The 24,144-nt window shown below is 34.3% G+C and carries 19 protein-coding genes and 1 pseudogene; 12 read left to right on the top strand and 8 right to left on the bottom strand.

The annotated features are described in order from the left end of the window. Positions 1-45 precede the first annotated feature (45 nt). Positions 46-822 carry a pyrroline-5-carboxylate reductase gene (proC, locus tag DM397_RS11250; RefSeq protein ID WP_111377631.1) on the top strand — a complete coding sequence of 259 codons (777 nt, stop codon included), beginning with the start codon at positions 46-48 and terminating at the stop codon, positions 820-822. A 78-nt stretch (positions 823-900) separates the two neighbouring features. Here proC and DM397_RS24025 read toward each other — a convergent pair. Both DM397_RS24025 and nhaA read right to left on the bottom strand, forming a co-directional pair. Continuing rightward, positions 901-1,158: pseudogene (locus DM397_RS24025) on the bottom strand (c-type cytochrome); the annotation flags it as partial. Positions 1,159-1,420: 262 nt separating this feature from the next. Next, the gene (nhaA, locus tag DM397_RS11240) at positions 1,421-2,563 is read right to left on the bottom strand and encodes a Na+/H+ antiporter NhaA (protein WP_111377630.1); all 1,143 of its coding nucleotides are present in this window, start codon (positions 2,561-2,563) and stop codon (positions 1,421-1,423) included. Between the two features lie 209 nt (positions 2,564-2,772). Here nhaA and DM397_RS11235 point away from each other — a divergent pair, with 209 nt between their 5' ends. The 4 genes from DM397_RS11235 to DM397_RS11220 all read left to right on the top strand — a co-directional run bounded on the left by DM397_RS11235 (position 2,773) and on the right by DM397_RS11220 (position 5,083). Next, positions 2,773-3,723: a 2-hydroxyacid dehydrogenase gene (locus DM397_RS11235; protein WP_111377629.1), complete on the top strand. Its 951-nt coding sequence runs from the start codon at positions 2,773-2,775 to the stop codon at positions 3,721-3,723. Positions 3,724-3,914: 191 nt separating this feature from the next. After that, entirely contained in the window at positions 3,915-4,292 is a 378-nt protein-coding gene (locus tag DM397_RS11230) for a DUF4234 domain-containing protein (RefSeq protein WP_111377628.1), read from the top strand. After that, the gene (locus DM397_RS11225) at positions 4,267-4,731 is read left to right on the top strand and encodes a DUF2752 domain-containing protein (protein ID WP_111377627.1); all 465 of its coding nucleotides are present in this window, start codon (positions 4,267-4,269) and stop codon (positions 4,729-4,731) included. The genes DM397_RS11230 and DM397_RS11225 overlap by 26 nt, the downstream gene beginning before the upstream one ends. A 79-nt stretch (positions 4,732-4,810) precedes the next feature. Then, the gene (locus tag DM397_RS11220; protein WP_111377626.1) at positions 4,811-5,083 is read left to right on the top strand and encodes a TM2 domain-containing protein; all 273 of its coding nucleotides are present in this window, start codon (positions 4,811-4,813) and stop codon (positions 5,081-5,083) included. Between the two features lie 72 nt (positions 5,084-5,155). Here DM397_RS11220 and DM397_RS11215 read toward each other — a convergent pair whose 3' ends face one another. Beyond that, positions 5,156-6,958, bottom strand: a complete 1,803-nt coding sequence (locus DM397_RS11215) for a GNAT family N-acyltransferase (protein WP_111377625.1) — start codon at positions 6,956-6,958, stop codon at positions 5,156-5,158. A gap of 118 nt (positions 6,959-7,076) precedes the next feature. On the opposite strand from DM397_RS11215, the gene DM397_RS11210 reads away from it, so the two are divergent. The 3 genes from DM397_RS11210 (at position 7,077) to DM397_RS11200 (ending at position 10,189) form a co-directional block, all read left to right on the top strand. After that, positions 7,077-7,838 carry an exodeoxyribonuclease III gene (locus tag DM397_RS11210; RefSeq protein WP_008465497.1) on the top strand — a complete coding sequence of 254 codons (762 nt, stop codon included), beginning with the start codon at positions 7,077-7,079 and terminating at the stop codon, positions 7,836-7,838. Between the two features lie 110 nt (positions 7,839-7,948). Continuing rightward, on the top strand, positions 7,949-8,893 hold the full coding sequence (locus DM397_RS11205; RefSeq protein WP_111377624.1) for an OmpA family protein: 945 nt from the start codon (positions 7,949-7,951) through the stop codon (positions 8,891-8,893). 258 nt (positions 8,894-9,151) lie between these two features. Continuing rightward, entirely contained in the window at positions 9,152-10,189 is a 1,038-nt protein-coding gene (locus DM397_RS11200) for an aldo/keto reductase (protein ID WP_111377623.1), read from the top strand. Between the two features lie 288 nt (positions 10,190-10,477). Here the strand turns inward: DM397_RS11200 and DM397_RS11195 are convergent, their stop codons facing one another. The 5 genes from DM397_RS11195 to panC form a co-directional block, all read right to left on the bottom strand. Further along, a complete protein-coding gene (locus DM397_RS11195) occupies positions 10,478-12,442 on the bottom strand; it encodes a transglycosylase domain-containing protein (RefSeq protein WP_111377622.1) in 1,965 nt (654 codons plus the stop codon). Between the two features lie 165 nt (positions 12,443-12,607). Next, positions 12,608-13,969 (bottom strand): DNA repair protein RadA, encoded by a 1,362-nt coding sequence (gene radA, locus DM397_RS11190; RefSeq protein WP_111377621.1) that lies wholly within the window; start codon positions 13,967-13,969, stop codon positions 12,608-12,610. Beyond that, positions 13,969-15,123 (bottom strand): alpha/beta hydrolase, encoded by a 1,155-nt coding sequence (locus DM397_RS11185; protein ID WP_111377620.1) that lies wholly within the window; start codon positions 15,121-15,123, stop codon positions 13,969-13,971. Before DM397_RS11185 ends, radA begins: the two co-directional genes overlap by 1 nt. A 203-nt stretch (positions 15,124-15,326) precedes the next feature. Then, entirely contained in the window at positions 15,327-15,677 is a 351-nt protein-coding gene (panD, locus tag DM397_RS11180) for an aspartate 1-decarboxylase (protein ID WP_008465481.1), read from the bottom strand. Between the two features lie 14 nt (positions 15,678-15,691). Beyond that, the gene (panC, locus tag DM397_RS11175; protein WP_111377619.1) at positions 15,692-16,540 is read right to left on the bottom strand and encodes a pantoate--beta-alanine ligase; all 849 of its coding nucleotides are present in this window, start codon (positions 16,538-16,540) and stop codon (positions 15,692-15,694) included. A gap of 106 nt (positions 16,541-16,646) precedes the next feature. On the opposite strand from panC, the gene DM397_RS11170 reads away from it, so the two are divergent. The 4 genes from DM397_RS11170 (at position 16,647) to DM397_RS11155 (ending at position 24,124) form a co-directional block, all read left to right on the top strand. Next, positions 16,647-17,453, top strand: a complete 807-nt coding sequence (locus DM397_RS11170; protein WP_111377618.1) for a glycogen/starch synthase — start codon at positions 16,647-16,649, stop codon at positions 17,451-17,453. Positions 17,454-17,474: 21 nt separating this feature from the next. Further along, positions 17,475-19,127 (top strand): DUF4270 domain-containing protein, encoded by a 1,653-nt coding sequence (locus DM397_RS11165; RefSeq protein ID WP_111377617.1) that lies wholly within the window; start codon positions 17,475-17,477, stop codon positions 19,125-19,127. A 9-nt stretch (positions 19,128-19,136) separates the two neighbouring features. After that, positions 19,137-20,987, top strand: coding sequence for a glutamine--fructose-6-phosphate transaminase (isomerizing) (gene glmS / locus DM397_RS11160; protein ID WP_111377616.1), 1,851 nt, complete (start codon positions 19,137-19,139; stop codon positions 20,985-20,987). A gap of 308 nt (positions 20,988-21,295) precedes the next feature. Beyond that, positions 21,296-24,124, top strand: coding sequence for a TonB-dependent receptor domain-containing protein (locus tag DM397_RS11155; RefSeq protein WP_111377615.1), 2,829 nt, complete (start codon positions 21,296-21,298; stop codon positions 24,122-24,124). Positions 24,125-24,144: the final 20 nt, after the last annotated feature.

Raw genomic sequence — 24,144 nt, 5'->3', positions numbered from 1 at the left:
GAAAATGCTGTTTACCAATCAGAAATAAATTAAAGCCAAACCAAAATGAAAGTACACATTATTGGAGGAGGAAACCTTGGGGTTTCTATTGCCTTGGGAATTGCTAAATTCTCGAAAAACAACCAAGTTACTGTTACTAGAAGAAACATTGCAAGTATCCAATATCTATCAGAATATGGAATTACTGTTTCTAACGATAATAAACACAATATCCAGGAAGCTGATGTTGTAATTTTAACTATAAAGCCGTATCAGGTTGATACTGTTTTAGCCGAAATTCTGCCAGTTATTCAAAACAAAACCATTGCTTCAGCAGTTAGCGGATTGTCTTTGGATATGCTTCAGACTAAAACAAATTTTGAATATCCAGTTGTTCGCATTATGCCCAATATTGCGGCACAGTTTGGGGAATCGGCAACCTGTATTTCTTTTCCAGAAAAATATGCAGCAAACGCTTCGCCAGTTGTTGACTTATTTCAAGATTTAGGAACTGCTCCTGTAATTGATGAAAAATTAATGGATGCAGCAACTGTTTTAGGCGCGTGCGGAACGGCATACGCATTACGTTATATTCGCGCTTCTATGCAGGCAGGAATCGAAATCGGATTTGATTCTAATACTGCTCTTGCAATTGCAGCTCAAACGGTAAAAGGAGCGGCTAAAATGCTTCTGGAAGAACGTGTGCACCCAGAACAATTAATTGACCGTGTAACAACACCGCAAGGCTGTACAATTGTCGGTTTAAATGAAATGGAGCATAATGGTTTCAGTTCATCATTAATTAAAGGAATCAAGACTTCATTGAAACAAATTAAAGGTTAGATTTTAAAGAAATTCCAATATTTTAAAATTCCAAATTCCAATTTTAAAACTGGAGTTTGGAATTTTTTGTTTTGAGGTTCAATATCTTACTCGTGAACAATAATCAATTAAGTCTAAAAGATTTTCTTCATTGAGAACATCTTTAAATGTTGCTCTGTGATAATCAATTCCTAAATTCTCAATTTTAGTACTGTCGATTTTATGGTTTTTCCTTAGCATCCATTTGACGAAAACCAATGAGTCTAAATTTCTAAGTGCAGGCCCTGTACTTTCGGAGTCTAGTTTATGGCAAGCGGCACAATTGGAGTTAAAAATCTCTTTTCCTTTGTAAGCATCTCCTGTTAATTCAAAAGCTTGGGTTCCGCAAAACGAAACGGGGATTTGAGGACGTAAGTCAGGGCGTGAAGGATTGTATTTTATTTGATAAAAGATAATACCAATAAGTAATATTATAAGTGATAATGATATCGAAAGTATTTGCCTGATTCTTTTCATTATTGAAGTGAGCACAATTGGAATTTGGAATTTTTACTTTTCGGAATTTGTTTTAGCCAGATTAATAAAATAGACAATTTCAATTCTTAATAGTTTGTCATATTCAGGTCGTTTTTTTGTTCAGAATATATTTTAGATATAAGAAACCTGCTAGACCTGCTATGAAGGAAGCAATAAGAATGGCTATTTTAGAAAAAACAATAACCTCAGGATCTTTGAAAGCAAGTACCGTAATGAATATTGACATTGTAAAACCAATTCCGCCTAGCATTCCTGCGCCAAAAATATGTGCCCATTTTAAGTTTTTTGGCAACATGCACAAACCAGACGTTACACCAACAGAAGAGAAAAGTAAAATACCAAGCGGTTTACCTAATACAAGTCCGAGAATGATTCCGTATGTGTTAACATGATTAAGGCCTTCGTGCCAATTCTCATTAATTGTTAAAGCGGTATTGGCTATCGCAAATAAGGGAAGAATAAAAAAAGCAACGGGCTGATGTAAAAAATGCTGTAATCTATACGATGAGGTTTTTTCTCCGCCATCTCCAAACGGAATTACAAATGCTAAAATAACTCCCGTAATGGTTGCATGAACACCTGAATTAAGCATAAAATACCACATTATGGCTCCACCAATTAAATACGGAATCAGATTATGGATCTTCATTCGGTTTAAGATAAATAATAAGCCCCAAATTCCAAGTGCGATTCCTAGATTCAAAAAAGAAATAGATGTAGTATAAAAAACAGCAATAACAATTATGGCGCCCAAATCGTCTATAACCGCCAAAGCAGTTAAAAAGACTTTTAATGAAGCAGGAACTCTATTTCCTAGAAGCGATAAAATTCCGATTGCGAAAGCAATATCGGTAGCCATTGGAATTCCGGCTCCGTTCTGTGTGGTTGTTCCATAATTTAAAGCCAGAAAGATTGCGGCAGGAACCAGCATTCCGCCAAAAGCGGCCATAATTGGCAGAGAAGCATTTTTAATATTAGATAATTCACCATGATAAATCTCGCGTTCTAGCTCCAATCCGATCAAAAGGAAGAAAATAGTCATCAGTCCGTCATTGATCCAATGTGTTATAGAATGACCCGCAACTTCTTTTTCCCAAAAAGCAACATATGGAACTTGAATGGAAGAGTTGGCAAGATATAGAGATAAAAGCGTGACAAAGAGCAGGATAATTCCTCCCGATTTTTCGTTTTCAAAAAAGGCTTTAAAAGTCTTGGTAAGTTTCATTAGGGAAGATTTTCTGAAGATTTATATGATGGATTGTGAAATCCTTATTCTTTCAAAGTTAAAAAAAAATCCCAGCAATAAAAAGTTTAGGAGTGAAGGCGTAAAGATTCAAAGGTTCAAAATTTATTGCAATAGGAAAAACTTTGCGGCTTTGTGACTTTGCGAGATTAAATTAACCGTATTTTTGTTTTTTATAAATTCAACACAAAATGAGTATAAAAATTCTTCATATCGACAGTAATAATCCAATTCTTTGGAATCAATTGGAAGAAGCGGGTTTTGAAAATCACGCCGATTTCAAATCTTCAAAAGAAGAAATTGAAGCAAAAATTCAAGACTATAACGGAATCGTAATTCGTAGCCGATTCAAGATTGATAAGATATTTTTGGATGCTGCAACAAAGTTGCAATTTATTGCAAGAGTTGGTGCAGGCCTGGAGAGCATTGATTGTGAGTATGCTTCTTCAAAAGGAATTCATCTTATTGCTGCGCCAGAAGGAAATCGCAATGCTGTTGCAGAACATTCGCTAGGAATGATTTTGTCATTATTTAATAATTTAAATCAAGCCGATGCAGAAGTAAAAGCGGGTCACTGGAATCGTGAAAGCAATCGAGGCCATGAACTGGATTTAAAAACAGTTGGGATTATCGGTTACGGAAACATGGGAAAAGCTTTCGCTAAAAAATTAAGAGGCTTTGATTCTGAGGTTTTATGCTATGATATTTTGGATAATGTTGGCGACGAAAATGCCAAACAAGTTTCATTGGAAGAATTGCGCGAAAAAGCAGATGTTTTAAGTCTTCACCTTCCTTGGACACCAGAAACGGACAAAATGGTCAACAGTGCCTTTATAAATGCGTTTAAAAAGCCATTTTGGATTATAAACACTTCACGTGGTAAAAATATCGTTACAGCCGATTTGGTTGAAGCTATGAAAGAGAAAAAAGTTCTAGGTGCAGGTTTGGATGTTTTGGAATATGAAAAACTTTCTTTTGAAACCTTATTCCAAGAGAATAATACGCCCGAAGCACTTCAATACCTTATGGAAGCAAAAAATGTCTTGCTGACGCCTCATATTGCGGGTTGGACTTTTGAAAGTCATGAACGTCTAGCGCAGGTGATTGTTGACAAAATCAAAGTGGTGTACGGTAAAAACTAGCCTACAGCCTTTAGATATTAATAACGAGTTTTTTCTTGTAAATTTTATTTAGTGAGATTAGTTTTATTTGTTAATTTTTAATAATATTGTTTCCGAATTTTAAAAGAATGAGTCTAAATAGACTCGTTTTTTGAAGTTTGGAGAAAGCCGAAAATCCGAAGAGTAGGAATTAATAAATTTTTTAAACGAAGATGGAATTACAAGAAACATCGAATAATTTTGAAGAACAAATCCCAGTATTTAAAGTAGATCCTATTATGGTTTTGCTATTTGGATTTTTAACTTGCGGATTGTATTTAATTTATTGGAATATTAAAGTAGCTGAGGTTTTTAATGCTGTAGCAAAAAAAGAAGTTATTTCGCAACCAATTGCAATTTTTGCAGGTTGTTGTATGCCAGTTAATATTTACTTTTACTACTTAGCAGGTAAAGATGCATTGCCAAAAGTATATGAGAAAACTGGTGAGCTTCAAAAAGACCAATCTACGTTATTAATTTTTTTAGGACTTTTTTTCCCTATTGCTGCGGCAATGATTGTACAAGGTGATATCAACAGATTATATAAATAATACGCAAACAAGACGTAAAATTTACGGAATTATCGGTGCAGCAATTACACTGATAGTTCCGTTTTTTTTAATGCTTCATAATCATAATGATCATCTGGAGACAGATCAGTCATTATGCCCATTTAAAATGCTGACAGGTTTTCCGTGTCCAGGATGCGGAATTACAAAGTCTCTAGTTTATTTTTATCAAGGAGATTTATACAAATCAATTTCTTATCACATCTTAGGTCCTTTTGTTATTGCTTTTTGCGCCGTAACGATTGTTGTTTTGGTTACAGAATTAATTACCAAGAAAGAATACTTTACGGCATTTTTATATAACAGGAAATTGGCTTATGGACTAGCTGTTTTTCTGGGTGTTTATCATTTTATAAGATTGGTTTTATTTGTGAGAAACAACTCTTTTGACGATATCTTGCATCAGTCAATTTGGTTTTAATAAATCTAGTAATCTGATTTTGTAGCAATCAGATTTTTTTGTTTAAATACAGTTTTAAGAATAGTAAAAAATTAAGATCATGGAAAATACAAAGAGAGAAGATTGGAATAATCCACGTTATGGGCAGGAAAATAAAAGAGTGTTAGCAGGAATTCTAGCTATTTTATTAGGATATCTAGGAATTCATAAGTTTTATTTAGGTTATACTAAAGAAGGAATAATTCAGCTTCTTCTAGGTTTGGCCTTTGGAATTGGTGGTATAATTGGGCTTATTGAAGGAATCATATATTTGACCAGAGATGATGAAGAGTTTTATCAGACGTACCAAATTGGCTATAAAGGCTGGTTTTAAAAGAAAACAAAAAATCCCAGTTACTTGAATTGAGCAAATGGGATTTTTTGTTTTTATATATCAAAAGAAAACTTAATCTTCTTTTTCAGATAATTTCTTTTCCAATTCAATTTGAAACTCTTCTATAACAGGTTTCATTGTGCTTTCAGGAATATCTGCAATTCTAATGTACATTAAACCATCAATTGCGTTGTTGAATAAAGGGTCAACGTTGAAAGCCACTACGCGTGCATTTTGTTTGATATATTTCTTAATTAAAACGGGCAAACGTAAGTTTCCTGGTTCCAATTCGTCAATGATTTTGTCAAACTTATTCAAATCAGATTCAGCTTCGTCAAAGATAAAATCTTTGTCGGCGTCTTTCAGTTTTACTTTATACGCTTTCTTCGGGTGAATATATTGAGCAATATACGGATCGTAATAGTTAGACTTCATAAACTCAATCATCAACGATTTAGAGAAGTCTGAAAACTGATTGCTGATACTTACACCGCCAACTAAATATTTGTGTTCAGGATGACGTAAAGTGGTATGAATAATACCTTTCCACAATAAGAATAAAGGCATTGGTTTTTGCTGATATTCTTTCACGATAAACGCACGTCCCATTTCGATCGACTTATGCATCATATCGTGCAATTCTGGCTCGAATCTGAAAAGATCAGTCAGGTAAAAACCTTCTATTCCGTATTTCGGATAGATTTCAGAACCTAATCCCATACGATATGCACCTGCGATTTTTTTGGTTTCATCATCCCATAAAAACATATGGTGATAATATTGGTCGTATTCGTCTATGTCAATAGATTCGTTTGTTCCTTCACCAACTTCACGAAAAGTAATCTCGCGTAAACGGCCTATTTCATGTAAAATGTTCGGGATTTCTTTTGCGCTTGCAAAGAAAACCTCATAGTTTTTGCTTTGTAAAAACCTGCTGTCGCTATCACGTAATGCTTGCACTTCATCAATCAATTTTGATTCGCTAGCAGGCGTTACAATTTTTTTAGGCGCTTTAGGTATTTTAAGGCTTGCTGTGTCAATCAGTTTGGTGTCTTTTTCAAACGGATTAGCCAGCATATAGGTTTTCTTTCTTAAGAACTCTGAGTATTCTTCAAAAGATTCAATTTCATTTTGTTCACTTACAGAGATTGGTTTTCCAATACGAACTTTAATTACACGGTCTTTCTGCGTTAAAAGCTCAGAAGGTAATTTTGCAGTTCTTAAGGTATCGTCAATCTTAGAAAGCCAGTAAAATAACTTACTGTTTTTAGCATGAAAATAAATAGGAACTACAGGAACTTTAGCTTTTCTGATTAGTTTAAGAGCGCCTTCTTCCCATGGCTTATCTACTACTAATTTGCCATCTTTATAAGTCGAAACTTCACCAGCAGGGAAAATACCCAACGGTTTTCCGTCGCTTAAATGGCGCAACGTTTCTTTAATTCCAATTACGCTCGATTTTGCATCCTTATGGTTTTCAAAAGGATTAACCGGCATAATGTATTTTTTCATCGGAACAATTCTATGTAACAAGAAATTGGCAATGATTTTGAAATTTGGCTCTCTTTCAAGCATCAATTTCAAAAGCAAAATTCCATCAATTCCACCAAGCGGATGATTAGAAATGGTTATATACGCACCATCTTTTGGCAGACGTTTTAAATCTTCTTCAGGGATTTCGAACTTAATTTCCATTTCGTCCAAAATTCCATTCAAAAAGTCAAGGTCTTCCAAATGTTTATTACGATCGTAAATTTTATTAAGGGTCGAGATCTTAAGAACCTTCATAAGAATCCAGCCAGAAAAGGTACCGAAAACTCCGTACTTTTCAACATTTATTGCCTTTGCAACTTCTTTCGCGGTAACTAAACCCATCTACTACTTTTAAATTATTAGAACAGCGAACAAAGATAACAAAAAAGTCTACTTTTCGCTGTTTCCAAGACAAACTTTGCACTTTTTTATTACATTTGGAATCCTAAAAAAATCACTGATGAAAATTATTTCTTATAATGTAAACGGAATTAGAGCGGCAATAAACAAAGGGTTTATCGAGTGGCTACAGCAAGCAAATCCTGATGTAATATGCCTTCAGGAAATAAAAGCGACACAAGATCAAATTCCAGTAGATGATATTACAGCAGCTGGTTATCCGTTTCAATATTACTATCCAGCAACCAAAAAAGGATACAGCGGAGTGGCGATTCTTTCTAAAACAAAGCCAAACAATATTGTTTACGGAACAGGAATTCATCATATGGATTTTGAAGGAAGAAATCTTCGTGCAGATTTTGATGATGTTTCGGTAATGAGTTTATATCTTCCGTCTGGAACAAATATTGAAAGGCTGGATCACAAATTCATGTTCATGGATGATTTTCAGAATTATATTAATGAATTGAAACTTACGGTTCCGAATCTGATTATCTGCGGAGATTATAATATCTGTCACGAAGCGATTGATATTCACGATCCAGTTCGTAATAAAACCGTTTCTGGATTTCTTCCTGCAGAACGCGCTTGGTTGGATGCATTTATGAAATCTGGTTTTATTGACAGTTTCCGTCATTTTAATAAAGAACCGCACCATTATTCTTGGTGGAGTTACCGCGCGGGAGCAAGAGGAAATAACAAAGGTTGGCGTATCGATTATAATTTGGTTAGTAATGTGTTAGAAGACAGATTAAAAAGAGCTGTTATACTTCCAGATGCTATGCATTCAGATCATTGCCCGATTTTAGTAGAAATTGACTAATTTTTGGTATTGTTCTTGTTGAGAGAAAGGTGGTTTAAATTCAAAAATTGATTTTGAATTTTGAAATTGTGAGATTTTAAACGCCTAAAATAAAAAACAATTAAAGTAAGATGATTAAACAAGCCTCCATCGGATTGCTGGCATTAGCCTTGTCCACAACGTCATGTGTTTCTAAGAAAATTTATAATGATCTGGAAACAAAGTATTCAGATTTAAAAAAAGAAAACCGTTCTATCGCTGATGAAAACGAAAGTTTAAAGAAAGCGAAGAATCAGTTGGAAACCGATCGTGATAAATTGACTAAAGATTTAGCAAATGCTAATGATGATTTGGCAAAACAAAAAGCTGATCTTGCTGCGGAACAAAAGAAATATAAAGTGCTTCAGGATTCTTATAATGCATTGGAGAAAAACAGCAATGATGCGTTAGAGAAAAACATGGCTAAGAACCGTGAACTGTTAGCGCAATTAGAAGCAAAAGGTAAAGCTCTTGCAGACGAACAAGCTCGTTTGGATAAAACAGCAAATCGTTTGAAAGAATTGGAAGACATGATTGCGGCCAAAGAGGAATCAATGCGTAAACTGAAAGAAACGTTATCAAAAGCCTTAAATGGTTTTGAAGGTAAAGGTTTAACGGTGGAACAGAAAAACGGAAAAGTATATGTTTCTATGGAAAATAAATTGCTTTTCAATTCAGGAAGCTGGGCTGTTGGAACAGAAGGTAGAAAAGCGGTTGTAGAACTTGGAAAAGTTTTAGGCGATAATCCAGATCTTTCAGTTTTAATTGAAGGACATACAGACGACGATCCGTATGCGGGTTCTGGGCCAATTGCAAACAACTGGGATTTATCGACAAAAAGAGCAACAGCAATCGTAGCGATTTTAAGCGAAAACCCAAAAATCAATAAACAAAAATTAACGGCAGCAGGAAGAAGCGAATTTTCTCCGCTAGCTAGCAACGCAACTCCAGAAGGAAAAGCAAAAAACCGTAGAATCGAAATTATCTTGACTCCAAGATTAGATGAGATTGCGGAGATGCTTAATAGTATTAATTAAGATGCTAAGGTTCTGAGATACTAAGGTACTAAGGTTTTAAAAAGGTTCAAAGTTTTACTTTGAGCCTTTTTTATTAATTGGAATCTAAAGTTAGCATCTTAGTCCCTTAGGATCTTAGCATCTCAAAATAAATCTTGTACTTTTTTTAACCTTTCTCGTTTTTAGATTTGAGAAATCCGTTTGTATCTTTGAAACTTATATTTAAAAAGAAAAAAAACTTAGAATCTTAGCCACTTAGAACCTTAGAATCTCAAAAGAATGAAATACACAACATTACCCAACACCGATATAAAAGTTAGTAAAATATGCCTTGGAACGATGACTTTTGGGCAGCAGAATACAGAAGCAGAAGGCCATGCTCAAATGGATTATGCTCTTGAAAGAGGCGTAAATTTCTTTGATACAGCCGAAATGTATTCAGTTCCAGCAAGTGAAGCGACTTACGGAAGCACAGAAAAAATTATAGGGACTTGGTTTAAGAAATCTGGAAACCGTGATAAAGTGATTTTGGCTTCTAAAATTGCAGGTCCAAACCCAAATTTTGGTTATATGCGTGAGAAATTGGATTTTTCTCCAACAAGTATTAAATATGCGGTTGAAAATAGTTTAAAAAGACTTCAGACAGATTATATTGATTTGTATCAAATGCACTGGCCAGAAAGGAAAACCAATAATTTTGGAACACGTGCTTTTCACGGACATGATGATGTTTGGGAAGATAATTTCAGAGAAATATTAGAAACTTTCGACGGATTAATCAAAGAAGGTAAAATCAAACATATTGGGGTCTCAAATGAAAATGCTTGGGGGATGATGCGTCTTTTGGAAGAAAGTAAATACAATAATCTGCCAAGAATCAAAACCGTTCAAAATCCGTATTCTTTGTTGAACCGTTTGTTTGAAGTAAATTCTGCAGAAGTTTCAAAATATGAAAATGTTGGTTTATTAGGATATTCGCCTTTAGCTTTTGGAGTTTTGACTGGAAAATTCTTAACTGGAGAAAGTCACCCGAAAGCGAGAATTAATCTTTTCCCGCAATATAAACGTTACAATAGCGATCAATGTACCGAAGCAACAAAATTGTATCAGGAAATCGCCAAAAAACATGGTTTAACGCTAACGCAATTGGCAATGGGATTTGTATTGCAACAGCCATTTTTGACAAGCTCTATTATCGGAGCAACGACTTTGGAACAATTAAAAGAAAATATCGACACAATTGATGTGGTTCTTTCTAAACAGATCTTAGCAGAAATTGATGCGGTTCAGGCTATAATTCCAGATCCTGCTCCTTAAGTTTTTTTGCCACGAAGGCGCTAAGGCACGAAGTTTTTTAATCTCGCAAAGACGCAGAGTCGCAAAGTTTTTTGAATAGCCCCCAGCTTAAGCTAGGGGAATATGATTGAAATAGAAAAGGGCTTTAGCCAAACTAGTAAAGTTTGGCTAAAGCCCTTTGATCTGGGTTTATATTTTCATCCAGCTAAAGCTGGATGCTATTGAATTTAAAAGTATTAAACTTTGCGACTCTGCGTCTTTGCGAGATTAAAAACAAAAAAACTTCGTGTCTTAGCGTGGCAAAAACAACTATAAATCAAATTCGTCATCAACAGCCAAAGAATCAGTTTTGACTGCTGTAGAATCTGGAACTTTAATTTTGATTAAAGAACGCGCATTTCCTGAAATGTAAACTGGTAATATTCCGATCGTATCTTCAGGAACTAAAAGACCTCTTCTAAACATTAGATTCTTCAAGAATTTCTGGTTCTTGATGGCGTAATCTTTCAAATTGCCTTCATCATTAAATTGATACATGAATTTTCTTGGTTTCGGGATAATCGTTGCCAAGTACAAACATTCATCAACATTTAAAGCTGAAGGGCTTTTTTGGAAGTAAAAATGGCTTGCTTCTCCAATTCCATAAACATTTGGTCCCCATTCAATAATATTGAAATAGACTTCAAGCATTCTTTCTTTGCTTACAATTCGGTTGTTTTCTAAAATGTAAACTAGTAGAATTTCTTCCAGCTTTCGCGAAAGCGTTTTTTCTCTAGTCAAGAAAACGTTTTTAATTAGTTGCATACTAATTGTACTAGCACCGCGCGAGAATTTTTTCGTTCTGATATTCTTTAGAATCGATTGTTTGAAAGCTTCATTGATGAATCCGTGATGAGAGAAGAAAGATGGATCTTCGGTCGTTAGAACGCATTTTCTCAAATAAGGAGAAATTTGATCTAAAGGTGTGTAATTCGGGTTTGCATTTCCAACCAAAACTGGTCTTTGCAATACATTCTGAATAATGGCGCGATACACAAATTCGCCGTTTAGTTTATTTAAATCGGCTTCTCCGTATTTGGTAATTCGTAAATCTTCTTTATTCAGCTTACTGTCAAAAACAAGTGTATTTGGTTTGTTTTTATTGAATTTGAAATCTAGTTTATAATCAAAATTTCCAGTTGCCTGCATTCCTTGAAAATGCGTAAATAATCCATCAGGAAGCGAAACGATAAAATCCTGCGCTTTCATTTTCGGAATATCAACTTTCAAAGTATAAACTGTATCTTTTTCGGTGTCATAAGAAATATAAGGGCGAACTTTGATTTTATTCAACTGCATTGTCGAACTGCTGTCAATAGAAATGAAACTATCGCCCAATAAGAATCGATAATCAAAACGAGCATTTTTTATAACCACATCTTTGCTCGCGATTTTTGGGTGATTGATTTTAAGATTTGTGATAGAAGTATAACCGTCAATATGTAGTTCGCTTCCACTTTTATCAATGTTTTGAACATTCAATCGAATGGAATCAAAACTTGCTTTTAAGTTATAACGCTCATCTAAATACGGAACGCGAATCGCGCCAGTATCTAAATTGAAAAAACGAATATCTGCTTTTTTATTTCTCGGATCAGCAAATCCTTTGATGTTCCAGCGCTGATCAAAATCTTTGGCTTGGACATGAAGATTGGTCTCGAGCTGTTTGTTGCTTAAAACTAATTTATCTACCGCGATATTGGTTTGTTTTCCGTTGTCGTCGATTTTGAATTTGAAGTTTTTCAAATCCATATCGGTTGGAACCAAATTCAGGACTTTTGAAATGATTCTGTAAGCAAATGAAGCATATTTACGTTTTTCGTTCGATTCTGTTTCTTCTTTGTCTCTTTTTAAAAAGGCATCAAAATTTCGTTTTTTACCTTTTTTGACTAATTGAATGTAGCCGTTATCAACTTTTAAAGTTCCAAGCTGAACATCTCCAATAAGTAAATTACTTAAACTGATGCTGGTTTCTACATTCTTTATTTTGACAAGTGTGTCAGCATTTATTGGAGCTAAAACAACATCTGTCAATTTTATAGTCGATAAACCATCAAATGAAGCCGATTCAACAGAAAAATTACTGTTGTACTGAACAGCCATTTTATGGGTAACTTTTGCAATGGCCTGTTTTAAAAGTGAATTACGAAAATAATACAGTCCGATGCAAAGCACTAAAATTACTATTCCTAGTATTTTTAATGCCTTGTATATTTTTTGTTTTGGAAAATTCATAAAGTTGGTTTTCAAAAGAATTTAGAAATTTTTGAAACGTAGTATTGTTTTTTTTGCCACGAATTACGCGAATTAATTTTAGATAAACTAAAACGTATAAATTCAGATTTTAAAATTAAAATAAAATTCGTGTTTAATTTGTGTAATTCGTGGCAAAAGAAAAAATTAACCAAAAAGTATACTTGCAACATCTTCAATTTTTGCAACAAGTTCAATCTTAATTCCTGTATTCTTTAAAGCAATTTTGTTGTATTTGGAAACAAAAATGGTATCGAAACCTAGTTTTTCAGCCTCTTGAATACGCTGATCCACTCGATTAACAGGACGAATTTCGCCAGAAAGTCCAACTTCGCCAGCAAAACAGAATCCTTTTCCAACTGGAATATCTTCGTTAGAAGATAAAATCGCGGCAACAACAGCCAAGTCAATTGCTGGATCATCAACAGAAATTCCTCCCGTGACATTCAAGAAAACGTCTTTTGCGCCTAAACGAAATCCAGCTCTTTTTTCTAAAACAGCTAGAATCATATTTAGCCTTTTGGCGTTATAACCTGTTGTGCTTCGCTGTGGCGTTCCGTAAACGGCCGTGCTGACCAAAGATTGTATTTCGATCATCAACGGACGCATGCCTTCTAAAGTTGTGGCAATTGCAGTTCCAGATAATTCTTCGTCTTTATGTGAAATCAGAATTTCAGAAGGATTACTCACTTCTCGTAATCCGCTTCCGAGCATTTCGTAAATACCAAGTTCAGAAGTAGAACCAAAACGGTTTTTTAGTGAACGTAAAATTCTATAAATATGATTTCTGTCGCCTTCAAACTGAAGAACGGTGTCAACCATATGTTCCAAAATTTTTGGTCCTGCGATATTTCCGTCTTTGGTAATGTGCCCAATTAATATTACCGGGATATTGCTTTCTTTGGCAAATTTGATCAATTCTGCAGTGGTCTCACGAATTTGGGAAATACTTCCTGCGGTCGATTCGATATAATCAGTATGCAAAGTCTGAATGGAGTCAATTATGACTACTTCAGGCTGAATGGTTTCAATCTGTTTAAAAATATTTTGCGTTTTGGTTTCGGTAAGAATATAGCAGTTATCGCTATTTGGCGTAATTCTTTCCGCACGCATTTTGATCTGTTTCTGACTTTCTTCTCCAGAAACATATAAAGTTTTATAAGGTAGTTTTAGAGAAACTTGAAGTAAAAGTGTACTTTTTCCGATGCCGGGTTCACCGCCTAAAAGCGTTAAAGATCCAGGGACAAGTCCGCCACCCAAAACACGATTCAATTCGCCATCGGTAGTGTCCATTCGGACCTCCTGGGTAGAATCGATCTCGTTAATTTTTAAAGGTTTTGGTGCTTTGCTTGTTGGAGTAGGTTCGCTTTTCCAAGCCACTTTATCCTGTTTCTGGATAATTTCTTCGGCAATCGTATTCCATTCTTTGCATGCGTTGCATTGCCCTTGCCATTTGGCATATTGGGTTCCGCAGTTTTGGCAGAAAAAGGAAGTTTTAACTTTTGACATTATTTACTTTTTTTAGCAAGTGTATTCATTTCGTCAATTTTCTCATACATCAAGTCTTTGTTCAAATCGCCAATTGGCTCCATTTGCGAAGCGTTTTGGTATTTTTTCGAAGCGTGTTTAGGATCACCTTGTTTTTCATACATTAATCCTAATTCATATTCTCCCAACATGGCTTTTGGGTAATTTACATTTCCTATTTCAGCCATTTTTCCTAGTTCGCTATAGGCATTTCTTTTTAAAATAAGATTTTCTACTACTTTAAAATCGCTCATTCGAACAGGAATTTGAACTCCTAAAGCTTCAGACATTGTAGCATATTTTTTTTCTAAATATTCTGCATAACCTTCTTGAAGAACCGCAATTTTGTCGTTGTATTCGGCAGAATTGATAGGACGGTATATTTCAAAAATCTGGTACAATGCACTTGGAATAGAATGCAATACTTCTGTGTAATGTGTTGCACCTTTGAAAACATCATATTTATAATTCACTAACGGATTATTAGCAATTTTAATATTGCTGTTTAATTTATCTATTGGCTCTTTAATTTTTTTAATATCGCCTTCTCCTGCAGAAAGGTAATAGAATATTGGACTTTTTATTTTGGCAAACTTTTCAGCAATACGCACTTCCATTTTTGGAGCAAGCTCTGGGCTTAAGCAGATATATGCATTAAAAAGCGGAATTTCTTTATACAAATAAAAATTAGCAAAACTTGCTGTTACATCATGACCTGCAATAAGTCTGAAAGGCGAGGTGCGATATTTTTTTTCGATATAAGGAATTAATTCTGCTCCGATAAATTCGAAAAATTTTGCTCCTTTTTCAAAAGGAAGACCTTCGTTTTGATCAATTGTTGTATCATCGTAGCGTTCTTCATCTTTGTTTTGATGAATTCCGATGATAATCATTTCTGGAATATCATCCCAATAAGTTCCATAACTTACAGCTCCAGAAAACGGATCAAATAAGTAATCTCCATCCAATAAATAAAGAACAGGGTATTTTTTGTCTTTGTTTGCTTCATAAGAAGCAGGAAGTCCGATTGTAATTCTGCGCTCTTCTCCCAGTTTTTCTGATTTAATATTATCGAACGTTTTTTGGGCAAACGACGAGAACGAAATCAAAAGTGTCAGTAGGTAAACTTTTTTCATGATTTGTGGCATTTCAGTAAATTAAAAAGTATTGAAAATAGTGTAGCAATATACTATTTTATTTGCTTCGTTCTTAAATGGGGAAAAAATTGAAGCGCAATGTTTTAGCGTCAAAATCATTTTGGATTGAGACAAAAGAAGGATTCTTTGTTCAAAAATGGCTTTTGACAAAGAAAGTAAATTCTTAAAAAAGAAAGAATTGATTAGGTTAGCGAATTATCATTTTCGTTAGGGAAAATAATCCAAGGTTTGAAAGTTTTCGCTTCTTCAAAATCCAAAGTTGCATAAGAAATGATGATGATGATGTCATCTTTCTGAACTTTTCTTGCAGCTGGACCATTCAAAGTAATTTCACCTGAATTTTTTTCGCCTTTAATAGCGTAAGTTTCAAAACGTTCGCCATTATTAATGTTCACAATAGATACTTTTTCGCCTTCAATAATGTTTGAAGCTTCTAGTAAAGTTTCATCAATAGTAATGCTGCCAATATAATTTAAATCGGCACCGGTTACTTTAACACGATGAATTTTTGATTTTATAACTTGAATTTGCATGATGCAAAGTTAGATTAATTTAATGAAATGGTGTCTATCAGTCTTATAGAATTAACAAATACTGCTATAAATGCTCGGTATTTTTTGTCATTCTCTTTCTGATCGATAGATAAAAGTGTAGATTCGTCAGCAATAACAAAATACTCGAGTTCGAACTCTTTGTTGTCTTTGAAAGAATTTTCTACAAATTCGATTGTTTCTTGCGGACTATGATTTTGGAAAATCTCTTTTGCCTCAGTTAAGGTTTTGTAAATAATTGAAGCGTCCTTTCTTTCCTCTGCCGTCAAACGTTCATTTCGTGAACTCATTGCCAGCTGATTTTCTTCCCTAAAAATTGGGCATCCTACAATGTTTACAGGTAATTCTGTTTTTTCAACTAATTTTTTGACAATTTGAAGCTGCTGAAAATCTTTTTCTCCAAAATAAGCATTTGTTGGAGTTACGATTTCGAATAGCCTTTTAACGATTGTTCCAACGCCATTAAAATGGCCAGGGCGGAATTTTCCTTCCATCTGGTTTTCTAATCCGTCGAAATCAAAAGCTTGCGAAACAGTATTTCCTTCATAAATATCTTCAACTGAAGGAGCGTATAAAATAATTTTATCACTTAATGTACGCATTTTCTTAACATCTTCTTCTAGTGTCCTAGGATATTTTGCTAAATCTTCTGGGTTGTTAAATTGTGTTGGATTAACAAAAATGCTCACTACTGTGTCGTCGTTTTCTTTTAGAGAACGCTGCATTAAAGCCAAATGTCCTTGGTGTAAAGCGCCCATTGTAGGTACAAATCCGATAGTTGAATTTGCGGTTTTGATAGTTTTAAGATAGGCTATCAACGCTGCTTTACTGTAGAAAATATGCATTGAGGTATTATTAAAATTTATGCAAACATAATATATTAGTTATAAACTGCATAAAATTTTGTAATTTTGCGACGTTTTTATTACCAAAATTAAGTAAAATACTATTATGAAAGATAAGAGGATATTATACGTATCATCTGAAGTCGTGCCTTATTTGGCTGAAAATGAGGTTTCTTTAATGTCTTATGACGTTCCGAAAATGATTAATGACCAAGGCGGTCAGATAAGAATTTTCATGCCAAGATATGGGAATATCAATGAGAGAAGACACCAATTGCATGAAGTGATTAGACTTTCAGGGATGAATTTGGTAGTGAATGACTTAGACATGCCATTGATTATTAAAGTAGCATCTATTCCGAAAGAAAGAATCCAGGTTTATTTTATCGATAATGATGAATACTTCAAACGTAAAGCAACTTTTACAGATGAAGAGGGCGCTTTATATCCTGATAATGACGAAAGAGCCATTTTCTTTGCAAAAGGTGTTGTTGAGACTGTAAAAAAACTAAACTGGGTTCCAGATATTATTCATGTTCATGGCTGGCTTGCAGCTATGCTTCCAATTTATATGAAGCATTATTATAAACATGAAGCATTGTTTTCTGAAACTAAAATTATTACTTCTGTTTACGGACAATCGTTTGATGAAAATCTAGATTTAGAGATGATCAATAAAGTTAAATTTGACGGTGTTCCTCATGAGGCTGTGTCAGATTTAGAAACTCCAAATTACGAGAATGTTTTAAAAGCTAGCATCTTACATTCAGATGGAGTAATTATTGCGTCAGAAAATGTTTCTCCAAGTTTAACAAAATTTATAGAATCTTCAGGAAAACCTTTTTTACCTTTCGCCACGAAAGATGCGTTTGCTGATGCTTATACAAATTTCTACAGAACATTTGGACTTTAAATTTTAATTTTATTATTAGACATGTATAAAACTTCTTTTTTTAAGAAATCTCTTTTAGCTGTATTGGCTGTATTTTTATATTCTTGTGACAAAGATTTCAATGCGATTGGTGATGGTTTAGTTGGTGATGATCACTTTGGACTTGAGTCTGAAAAATATGATGTTATAGCTTTTAATCAAGAAGTTACCTCTGTTCAGTCAAATAATATGACACCAAATGCGTTAGGTATTTTTGATAATCCGCTTTTTGGGACTACAACTGCAAATTTTGTAACTCAGGTTGGGTTAGAGTCATATCCTCCAACTATTGGATTAACTCCAGTTATTGATAGTGTTAAAATAGAGATTCCTTATTTCAGCCATGTTACTGCTACTGATAAAGATGGGAACAATACGTATGAGTTAGATTCTATTTACGGTGATAAAAACGGAAAACTAAAACTAAGTGTTTATGAGTCCGGAATTCAGATGAGGAGTAGTTATTTTAATAATGGTTCTCAGCTGCCTCAGTTTTATTATACAAATCAAAACACTGAATTTTTCAACGAAAAAGAGGGGGAAAGATTAAATAATGGTGGCGCTTTAGAGAATGATGAGTTTTATTTTAATGCAAAAGAAGTTGTAATAAAAACGACTAATGCTGATAAAACTGTAACGACAGAAAGAAAAAAACCTCAGATGACACTACATCTTAAAAAAGAATTTTTTCAAGATAAAATTTTAAAAGCAGATGCTTCTAAACTTTCGGCAGAAGATGTTTTTCAAGAGTATTTTAGAGGTCTATATTTTAATGTTGAAAAATCGGGTTCTAGTCCAAGCAACATGGCTCTAATAAATTTTAGCGAAGGTAAAATTACAATTTTTTACAAAGCCAAAACAGAGGCTACATCAGATGTAGAGAGTAAGAAAATCGTATTGAATTTAAAAGGTGCTTCGGCGGCAACATCAAATACAGCTAATTTTCTGGCTGATGCACGAAATCCTGAGTACGAAAGTGCTATAACTACTAACGTTAATAAAATTGTTGGAGATGAAAAACTTTATCTAAAAGGCGGTCAAGGATCTTTAGCTATTATAAAGCTTTTTAATCAGACAGATGTAATGGGGTATGATGAAAAAGGTAATGTAGTAAATGCGTCAAATAAGGTTCCTGATGAATTAGATGAAATTAGATATAATGTGGCTAACAAAAACTGGAAAGTTAACGAAGCTAACTTAGTATTCTATATTGATGCCACTAAAATGACAGGTACAGAAGAGCCAAATAGAGTGTATTTGTATAATTTTACAGACAATACTGTTTTGGCAGATTATTCTAGTGATCCTTCTTCTGCTTATGGAGGTTTGATTACGGTAGGTTCAGATAAAAGAGGCAAGAGTTATAAAATTAGAATCACAAGCCATTTCCGTAATTTAATTAAGGATGCAACGGCTAAAAATGTTGATTTAGGACTGGTTGTTTCACAAAGTGCTACAACACTTACATTTAATGCGTTGGAGAACAAAATTCAAATTAATGATGATCCAATTGAATATTTTTCTGTGGCTCCAAGAACATCAGTTATGAATCCTTTGGGTACAGTCTTATTTGGAGGAAAAAAAGGTGGTTCACCTGATTCAGAACAAGAAAAGAAAAGACTGAAACTCGAAGTATACTACACGAAACCAAATTAATAAATATATATGTGTGGAATTGTTGGATATATCGGTCACCGAGAGGCCTATCCTATTGTAATAAAAGGATTAAAGCGTCTTGAGTACAGAGGATATGATAGTGCCGGCGTTATGTTGTATGACGAAGAGGCAGGTATTAAAGTTTGTAAAACAAAAGGTAAAGTTTCTGATCTTGAGGCTAAAGCCAACGAGGGTTTTACAGTAAACGGAACTATTGGAATTGGACACACACGTTGGGCAACTCACGGAGTTCCTAATGACGTGAACTCGCATCCTCATCTTTCTAATTCTGGAGATTTAGTGATCATTCATAACGGAATTATAGAGAATTATGCGCCTTTAAAAGAGGAGCTTATCAAAAGAGGTTATACTTTTAAATCGGATACAGATACTGAGGTTTTAGTTAATTTAATAGAAGAAGTTCAAAAGAAAGAAAATATTAAATTAGGTAAAGCGGTTCAGATTGCATTAAACCAAGTTGTTGGTGCATATGCAATTGCTGTTTTTGATAAAAAAAATCCAAACGAACTTGTGGCGGCGAGATTAGGAAGTCCGTTGGCAATTGGAGTTGGAGAAGGAGAATATTTTGTAGCTTCTGATGCTTCACCATTTATTGAATATACTTCAAATGCGGTTTATTTGGAAGATGGTGAAATGGCAAATATCAGATTGCATAAGCCAATTAAAATTAGAAAAATCCAAGATGACTCGTTAGTAGATCCTTATATTCAAGAACTTCAAATGAACTTGGAGCAGATTGAAAAAGGAGGGTATGATCATTTCATGCTAAAAGAAATCTACGAGCAGCCAAGTGTTATTAAAGATACTTACAGAGGAAGACTTCATGCAAATGAAGGAATTGTTCAGATGGCTGGTGTTGAAGATAACTTGGAGAAATTCTTAAATGCAAAACGTATCCTTATCGTAGCGTGCGGAACTTCTTGGCATGCAGGTTTAGTGGCAGAATACATCTTCGAGGAATTTACACGTATTCCTGTTGAAGTAGAATATGCTTCTGAATTTAGATACAGAAACCCAATTATCAATAAAGATGATGTAGTTATTGCAATTTCACAATCGGGTGAAACTGCAGATACTATGGCTGCTATTAAATTGGCTAAAGAAAACGGAGCATTTGTATTTGGAGTTTGTAATGTAGTAGGTTCGTCTATCTCTAGAGAAAGCCATGCGGGTGCTTATACACACGCAGGACCAGAAATCGGAGTAGCTTCTACAAAAGCATTTACTACTCAAATTACGGTTTTAACGATGATTGCTTTGCGTTTAGGAAAAGCGAAAGGAACATTATCAAATACAGATTTCCATACGTATCTTCAGGAATTAGAGATTATTCCTGAGAAAGTATCTGAAGCTTTAGAAACAAATGATAAAGCAAAAGAAATTGCCGCCGCTTTTAAAGATTCGCCAAACTGTCTTTATTTAGGTAGAGGATATAATTTCCCAGTTGCTTTAGAAGGAGCATTGAAATTAAAAGAGATTTCATATATCCACGCAGAAGGTTATCCAGCAGCAGAAATGAAGCACGGTCCAATTGCTTTAATTGACGAATTAATGCCAGTTATTGTTATTGCTCCAAAACAAGGGCATTACGATAAGATTGTAAGTAATATTCAGGAAATTAAATCAAGAAGCGGTAAAATTATTGCTGTAGTTACAAAAGGAGATACTCAAGTTCGTGAATTGGCAGATTATGTAATCGAAATTCCAGAAACTTCAGATGCATTGTCTCCATTAGTTACAACAATTCCGTTACAATTACTTTCCTACTACATTGCAGTTATGAGAGGTTGTAATGTTGACCAACCTCGTAACTTAGCGAAGTCGGTTACAGTGGAATAGATTTTATTTAAGTATAAAATATGTTAAAAAAGCGAGATTTAGGTCTCGCTTTTTTTTATTGTCAAAAATTTTTTTGGATGTATGTATTTTTATGAATTTTTCAGTTTTTTAATAAAAATTTATATGTATGCATAGTAAACTGATTTTTCTTTAGGTTTTCTTTGTTTTTATTTTAATAAAATGAATTAGGAAATAGTTAAAATATTGTATAAAATCATGATAAATATCAATTTTATTTAACGTTTTTTTATACATATTAAAATATTTGTGTATTTTGGCTAGATATACTAACAAAAAAACTAACCCTAATGAGAGTCTACTTGCTAATTATGTTGTTATTCAGCGGAGTATCTTTTGCGCAGAATACAATTACAGGTTCGGTTACAGACAGTAACAAGCAATCTATTCCTGGTGCCAATATTGTTGTGGTAGGAGAAAACACTGGTGCTTCTACAGATTTTGACGGATCGTTTAAATTGACTACTAATGCTAAACTGCCTTTTTCTGTAAAGGTTTCTGCAGTAGGATTTGAGTCTAAAACGATAAGCATAACGACGGCAAATCAAAAAGTAAATGTGGTTTTAAAAGGTGAAGAAACAAAATTAGATGAAATTGTAGTTTCGGCATCAAGAACGCCAGAAAGAGTTTTGGAATCTCCTGTGACCATTGAAAGAATGGGGATTCAGGAAATTAAGAAAACGGCTTCTCCTTCGTTTTACGATGGTTTAGAAAATATGAAAGAGGTTCAGATGAATACGAGTAGTATGTCGTTTAAGTCAATTAACACGAGAGGATTTGCTACGGTTGCAAATACTCGTTTCATGCAGTTAGTAGATGGAATGGATAATGCGTCTCCGTTGTTGAACTTTGTCTTAGGAAACATGATTGGAGTGTCAGAAATTGATGTTCAAAGTGTGGAGTTGCTTCCTGGAGCATCCTCTGCTTTATATGGAGCCAATGCTTTTAATGGGATTTTGTTTATGACTAGTAAAAGTCCATTTACAAATCAAGGGATTTCGACTTATTTTAAGTATGGTGCAACTTCACAAGAGGCGGCTGGCACAAATAGTTTTTATGATTTTGGTATTCGATTAGCTCATGCTTTTAATAAATATTTTGCTGTTAAAGCAAACTTTACCTACATGCAGGCTACGGATTGGTATGCTACAAATTATGATGATAAAACAAGGGCAGGAATTGATAGAACAAATCCTAGTTATGATGGAATCAATGTTTATGGTGATGAAGCTGCAACAAATATTAAAGGTGTTGGTCAAAAGTTAGAGGCAATGGGACTCATTCCTGCGGGAGCATCTAACCTTTTGCCAAATTCTATGGTTAGCAGAACGGGATATAATGAAATTGATTTAACAGATAATAAAGCAGCAAATAAGAAGGTTGATTTCTCTTTGCACGGAAGGCCTTTTGGGGATGAAAGATTGGAGATTATCTGGCAGAGTAAATTTGGTACAGGAAACGCTGTTTATCAAGGGGCAAATAGATATTATTTGAATGATTTTTTTATGCAACAGCATAAATTAGAATTTAAAGGTAAAAATTTCTTTTTGAGAGGATATATGACTGGTGAGGACGGAGGTCACTCTTATGATATGATTTTTACAGGAATTAACGTAAATAGAAAATGGAAAGACGATAATACTTGGTTTGGTCAGTACGCAGGAGCATTTATTCAAGGAACTTTAGCGGGGATGACACCAGATCAAGCTCATGCGGCTGCAAGATCTACGGCTGATACAGGTCGTTTTTTACCGGGTACAACAGAGTTTAAAAATGCGTTTAATCAGGTTGTAAATGATCCAGATGTTTTAACTGGATCAAGATTAGTCGATAATTCAAAAATGTATCATTCAGATGCAAACTACAATTTTAGAGATATAATTAAGTTTGCCGAAATTCAAGTTGGCGGTTCCTTTAGAGCTTATGAGTTAAATTCTCATGGAAGAATCTATACAGATGCTGATGGTCAGATAAATTATAACGAATATGGGGCATATGCGCAATTGATGAAGAAGTTTTTAGATGACAGATTGAAATTTACAGGATCTCTTCGTTATGATAAGTCTAAAAACTTCGATGGAAATTACTCTCCACGTTTGTCTCTTGTGTACTCTGCAGGAGAAAAAAGAAATCATAATTTTAGAGGGTCTTTTCAAACTGGTTTTAGAAACCCAACAACGCAAGATCAGTATATAGGTTTTAATATCGGAAATGCAGTATTGCTTGGTTCTGCTCCCGATAACTTAACAAGGTTTAATGAGACTTTTAATCTTAGTGCAGAAGGTCAGGCGTATACGGGAAGCCCTACAAAAGTCATGAATGGAAATGATGCTTATGGGAACTCTTATATAGCAAGTTCGGTAAGTGCGTTTTCTGCAATGGCAGGAACAGATCCTGTTGCTGCAGCTGCGTTGTTGAAAAAATCAAGAGCTAATTATGTGAAACCAGAAGAGGTAAAAGCTTTTGAGCTTGGGTATCGTTCTGTTTTTGAAGGTACATCGATAGATCTTAACGGTTACTATAATATATATAACAACTTTATTGGTAATTTAAATGTAGTTTCTCCTTTCTATGGAACTGCTCAGGATAATCCTAATATTGCTGCAGGAACTTCTGATCCAGGTGTTCAGTCAATTAGAGCGCTTCAAAACGGAGAATATAGAGCGTATCAGTTGTATACAAATTCAGATGTAGAAATACATTCATTAGGATTTGGAGTTGGGCTTTCTAGAAAAATAATTGCTGATTACGAATTAGGGGTAAATTACAACTATGCTCAGTTTGATTTTGATCAAGCAAAAGATCCAAGTTTTGAGGCTGGATTTAATACGCCAAAACATAGAATTAAAATGTCAATTGGAAATGACAAGCTGTTTAAGAATTTTGGATTTAATGTTAGCGGAAGATGGAATAGTGAATATTTATGGCAGGCTGGTTTTGCTGATGGTATGATTAAATCTGCTACAGTAATTGATGCTCAGATAAATTATGGAATTCCAAAATTGAAATCGGTAGTAAAATTAGGTGCGGCTAACATTGGCGGTAAAGAATACTATCAAGTAATTGGTGCTGGATTAATTGGTCAACAGTATTTTGCTTCTTGGACTATTAACCCATAATCGATTGTAACCCTAAGTTA

Source organism: Flavobacterium nitrogenifigens, from assembly GCF_003254565.1.
In the GTDB taxonomy this organism is placed as follows: domain Bacteria; phylum Bacteroidota; class Bacteroidia; order Flavobacteriales; family Flavobacteriaceae; genus Flavobacterium; species Flavobacterium nitrogenifigens.
Note: the sequence above shows the minus strand (reverse complement) of the source record. Positions and strands in the feature narration are given on the sequence as shown.

Coding starts and splice junctions, on each gene's coding strand:
- DM397_RS11185 (WP_111377620.1), bottom strand. CDS start 15,123: ATGAAAAAAGTTTACCTACTGACACTTTTGATTTCGTTCTCGTCGTTT.
- panC (WP_111377619.1), bottom strand. CDS start 16,540: ATGCATATTTTCTACAGTAAAGCAGCGTTGATAGCCTATCTTAAAACT.
- DM397_RS11205 (WP_111377624.1), top strand. CDS start 7,949: ATGATTAAACAAGCCTCCATCGGATTGCTGGCATTAGCCTTGTCCACA.
- DM397_RS11195 (WP_111377622.1), bottom strand. CDS start 12,442: ATGAATTTTCCAAAACAAAAAATATACAAGGCATTAAAAATACTAGGA.
- glmS (WP_111377616.1), top strand. CDS start 19,137: ATGTGTGGAATTGTTGGATATATCGGTCACCGAGAGGCCTATCCTATT.
- nhaA (WP_111377630.1), bottom strand. CDS start 2,563: ATGAAACTTACCAAGACTTTTAAAGCCTTTTTTGAAAACGAAAAATCG.
- DM397_RS11235 (WP_111377629.1), top strand. CDS start 2,773: ATGAGTATAAAAATTCTTCATATCGACAGTAATAATCCAATTCTTTGG.
- DM397_RS11220 (WP_111377626.1), top strand. CDS start 4,811: ATGGAAAATACAAAGAGAGAAGATTGGAATAATCCACGTTATGGGCAG.
- proC (WP_111377631.1), top strand. CDS start 46: ATGAAAGTACACATTATTGGAGGAGGAAACCTTGGGGTTTCTATTGCC.
- panD (WP_008465481.1), bottom strand. CDS start 15,677: ATGCAAATTCAAGTTATAAAATCAAAAATTCATCGTGTTAAAGTAACC.
- DM397_RS11155 (WP_111377615.1), top strand. CDS start 21,296: ATGAGAGTCTACTTGCTAATTATGTTGTTATTCAGCGGAGTATCTTTT.
- DM397_RS11200 (WP_111377623.1), top strand. CDS start 9,152: ATGAAATACACAACATTACCCAACACCGATATAAAAGTTAGTAAAATA.
- DM397_RS11215 (WP_111377625.1), bottom strand. CDS start 6,958: ATGGGTTTAGTTACCGCGAAAGAAGTTGCAAAGGCAATAAATGTTGAA.
- radA (WP_111377621.1), bottom strand. CDS start 13,969: ATGTCAAAAGTTAAAACTTCCTTTTTCTGCCAAAACTGCGGAACCCAA.
- DM397_RS11170 (WP_111377618.1), top strand. CDS start 16,647: ATGAAAGATAAGAGGATATTATACGTATCATCTGAAGTCGTGCCTTAT.
- DM397_RS11230 (WP_111377628.1), top strand. CDS start 3,915: ATGGAATTACAAGAAACATCGAATAATTTTGAAGAACAAATCCCAGTA.
- DM397_RS11165 (WP_111377617.1), top strand. CDS start 17,475: ATGTATAAAACTTCTTTTTTTAAGAAATCTCTTTTAGCTGTATTGGCT.
- DM397_RS11210 (WP_008465497.1), top strand. CDS start 7,077: ATGAAAATTATTTCTTATAATGTAAACGGAATTAGAGCGGCAATAAAC.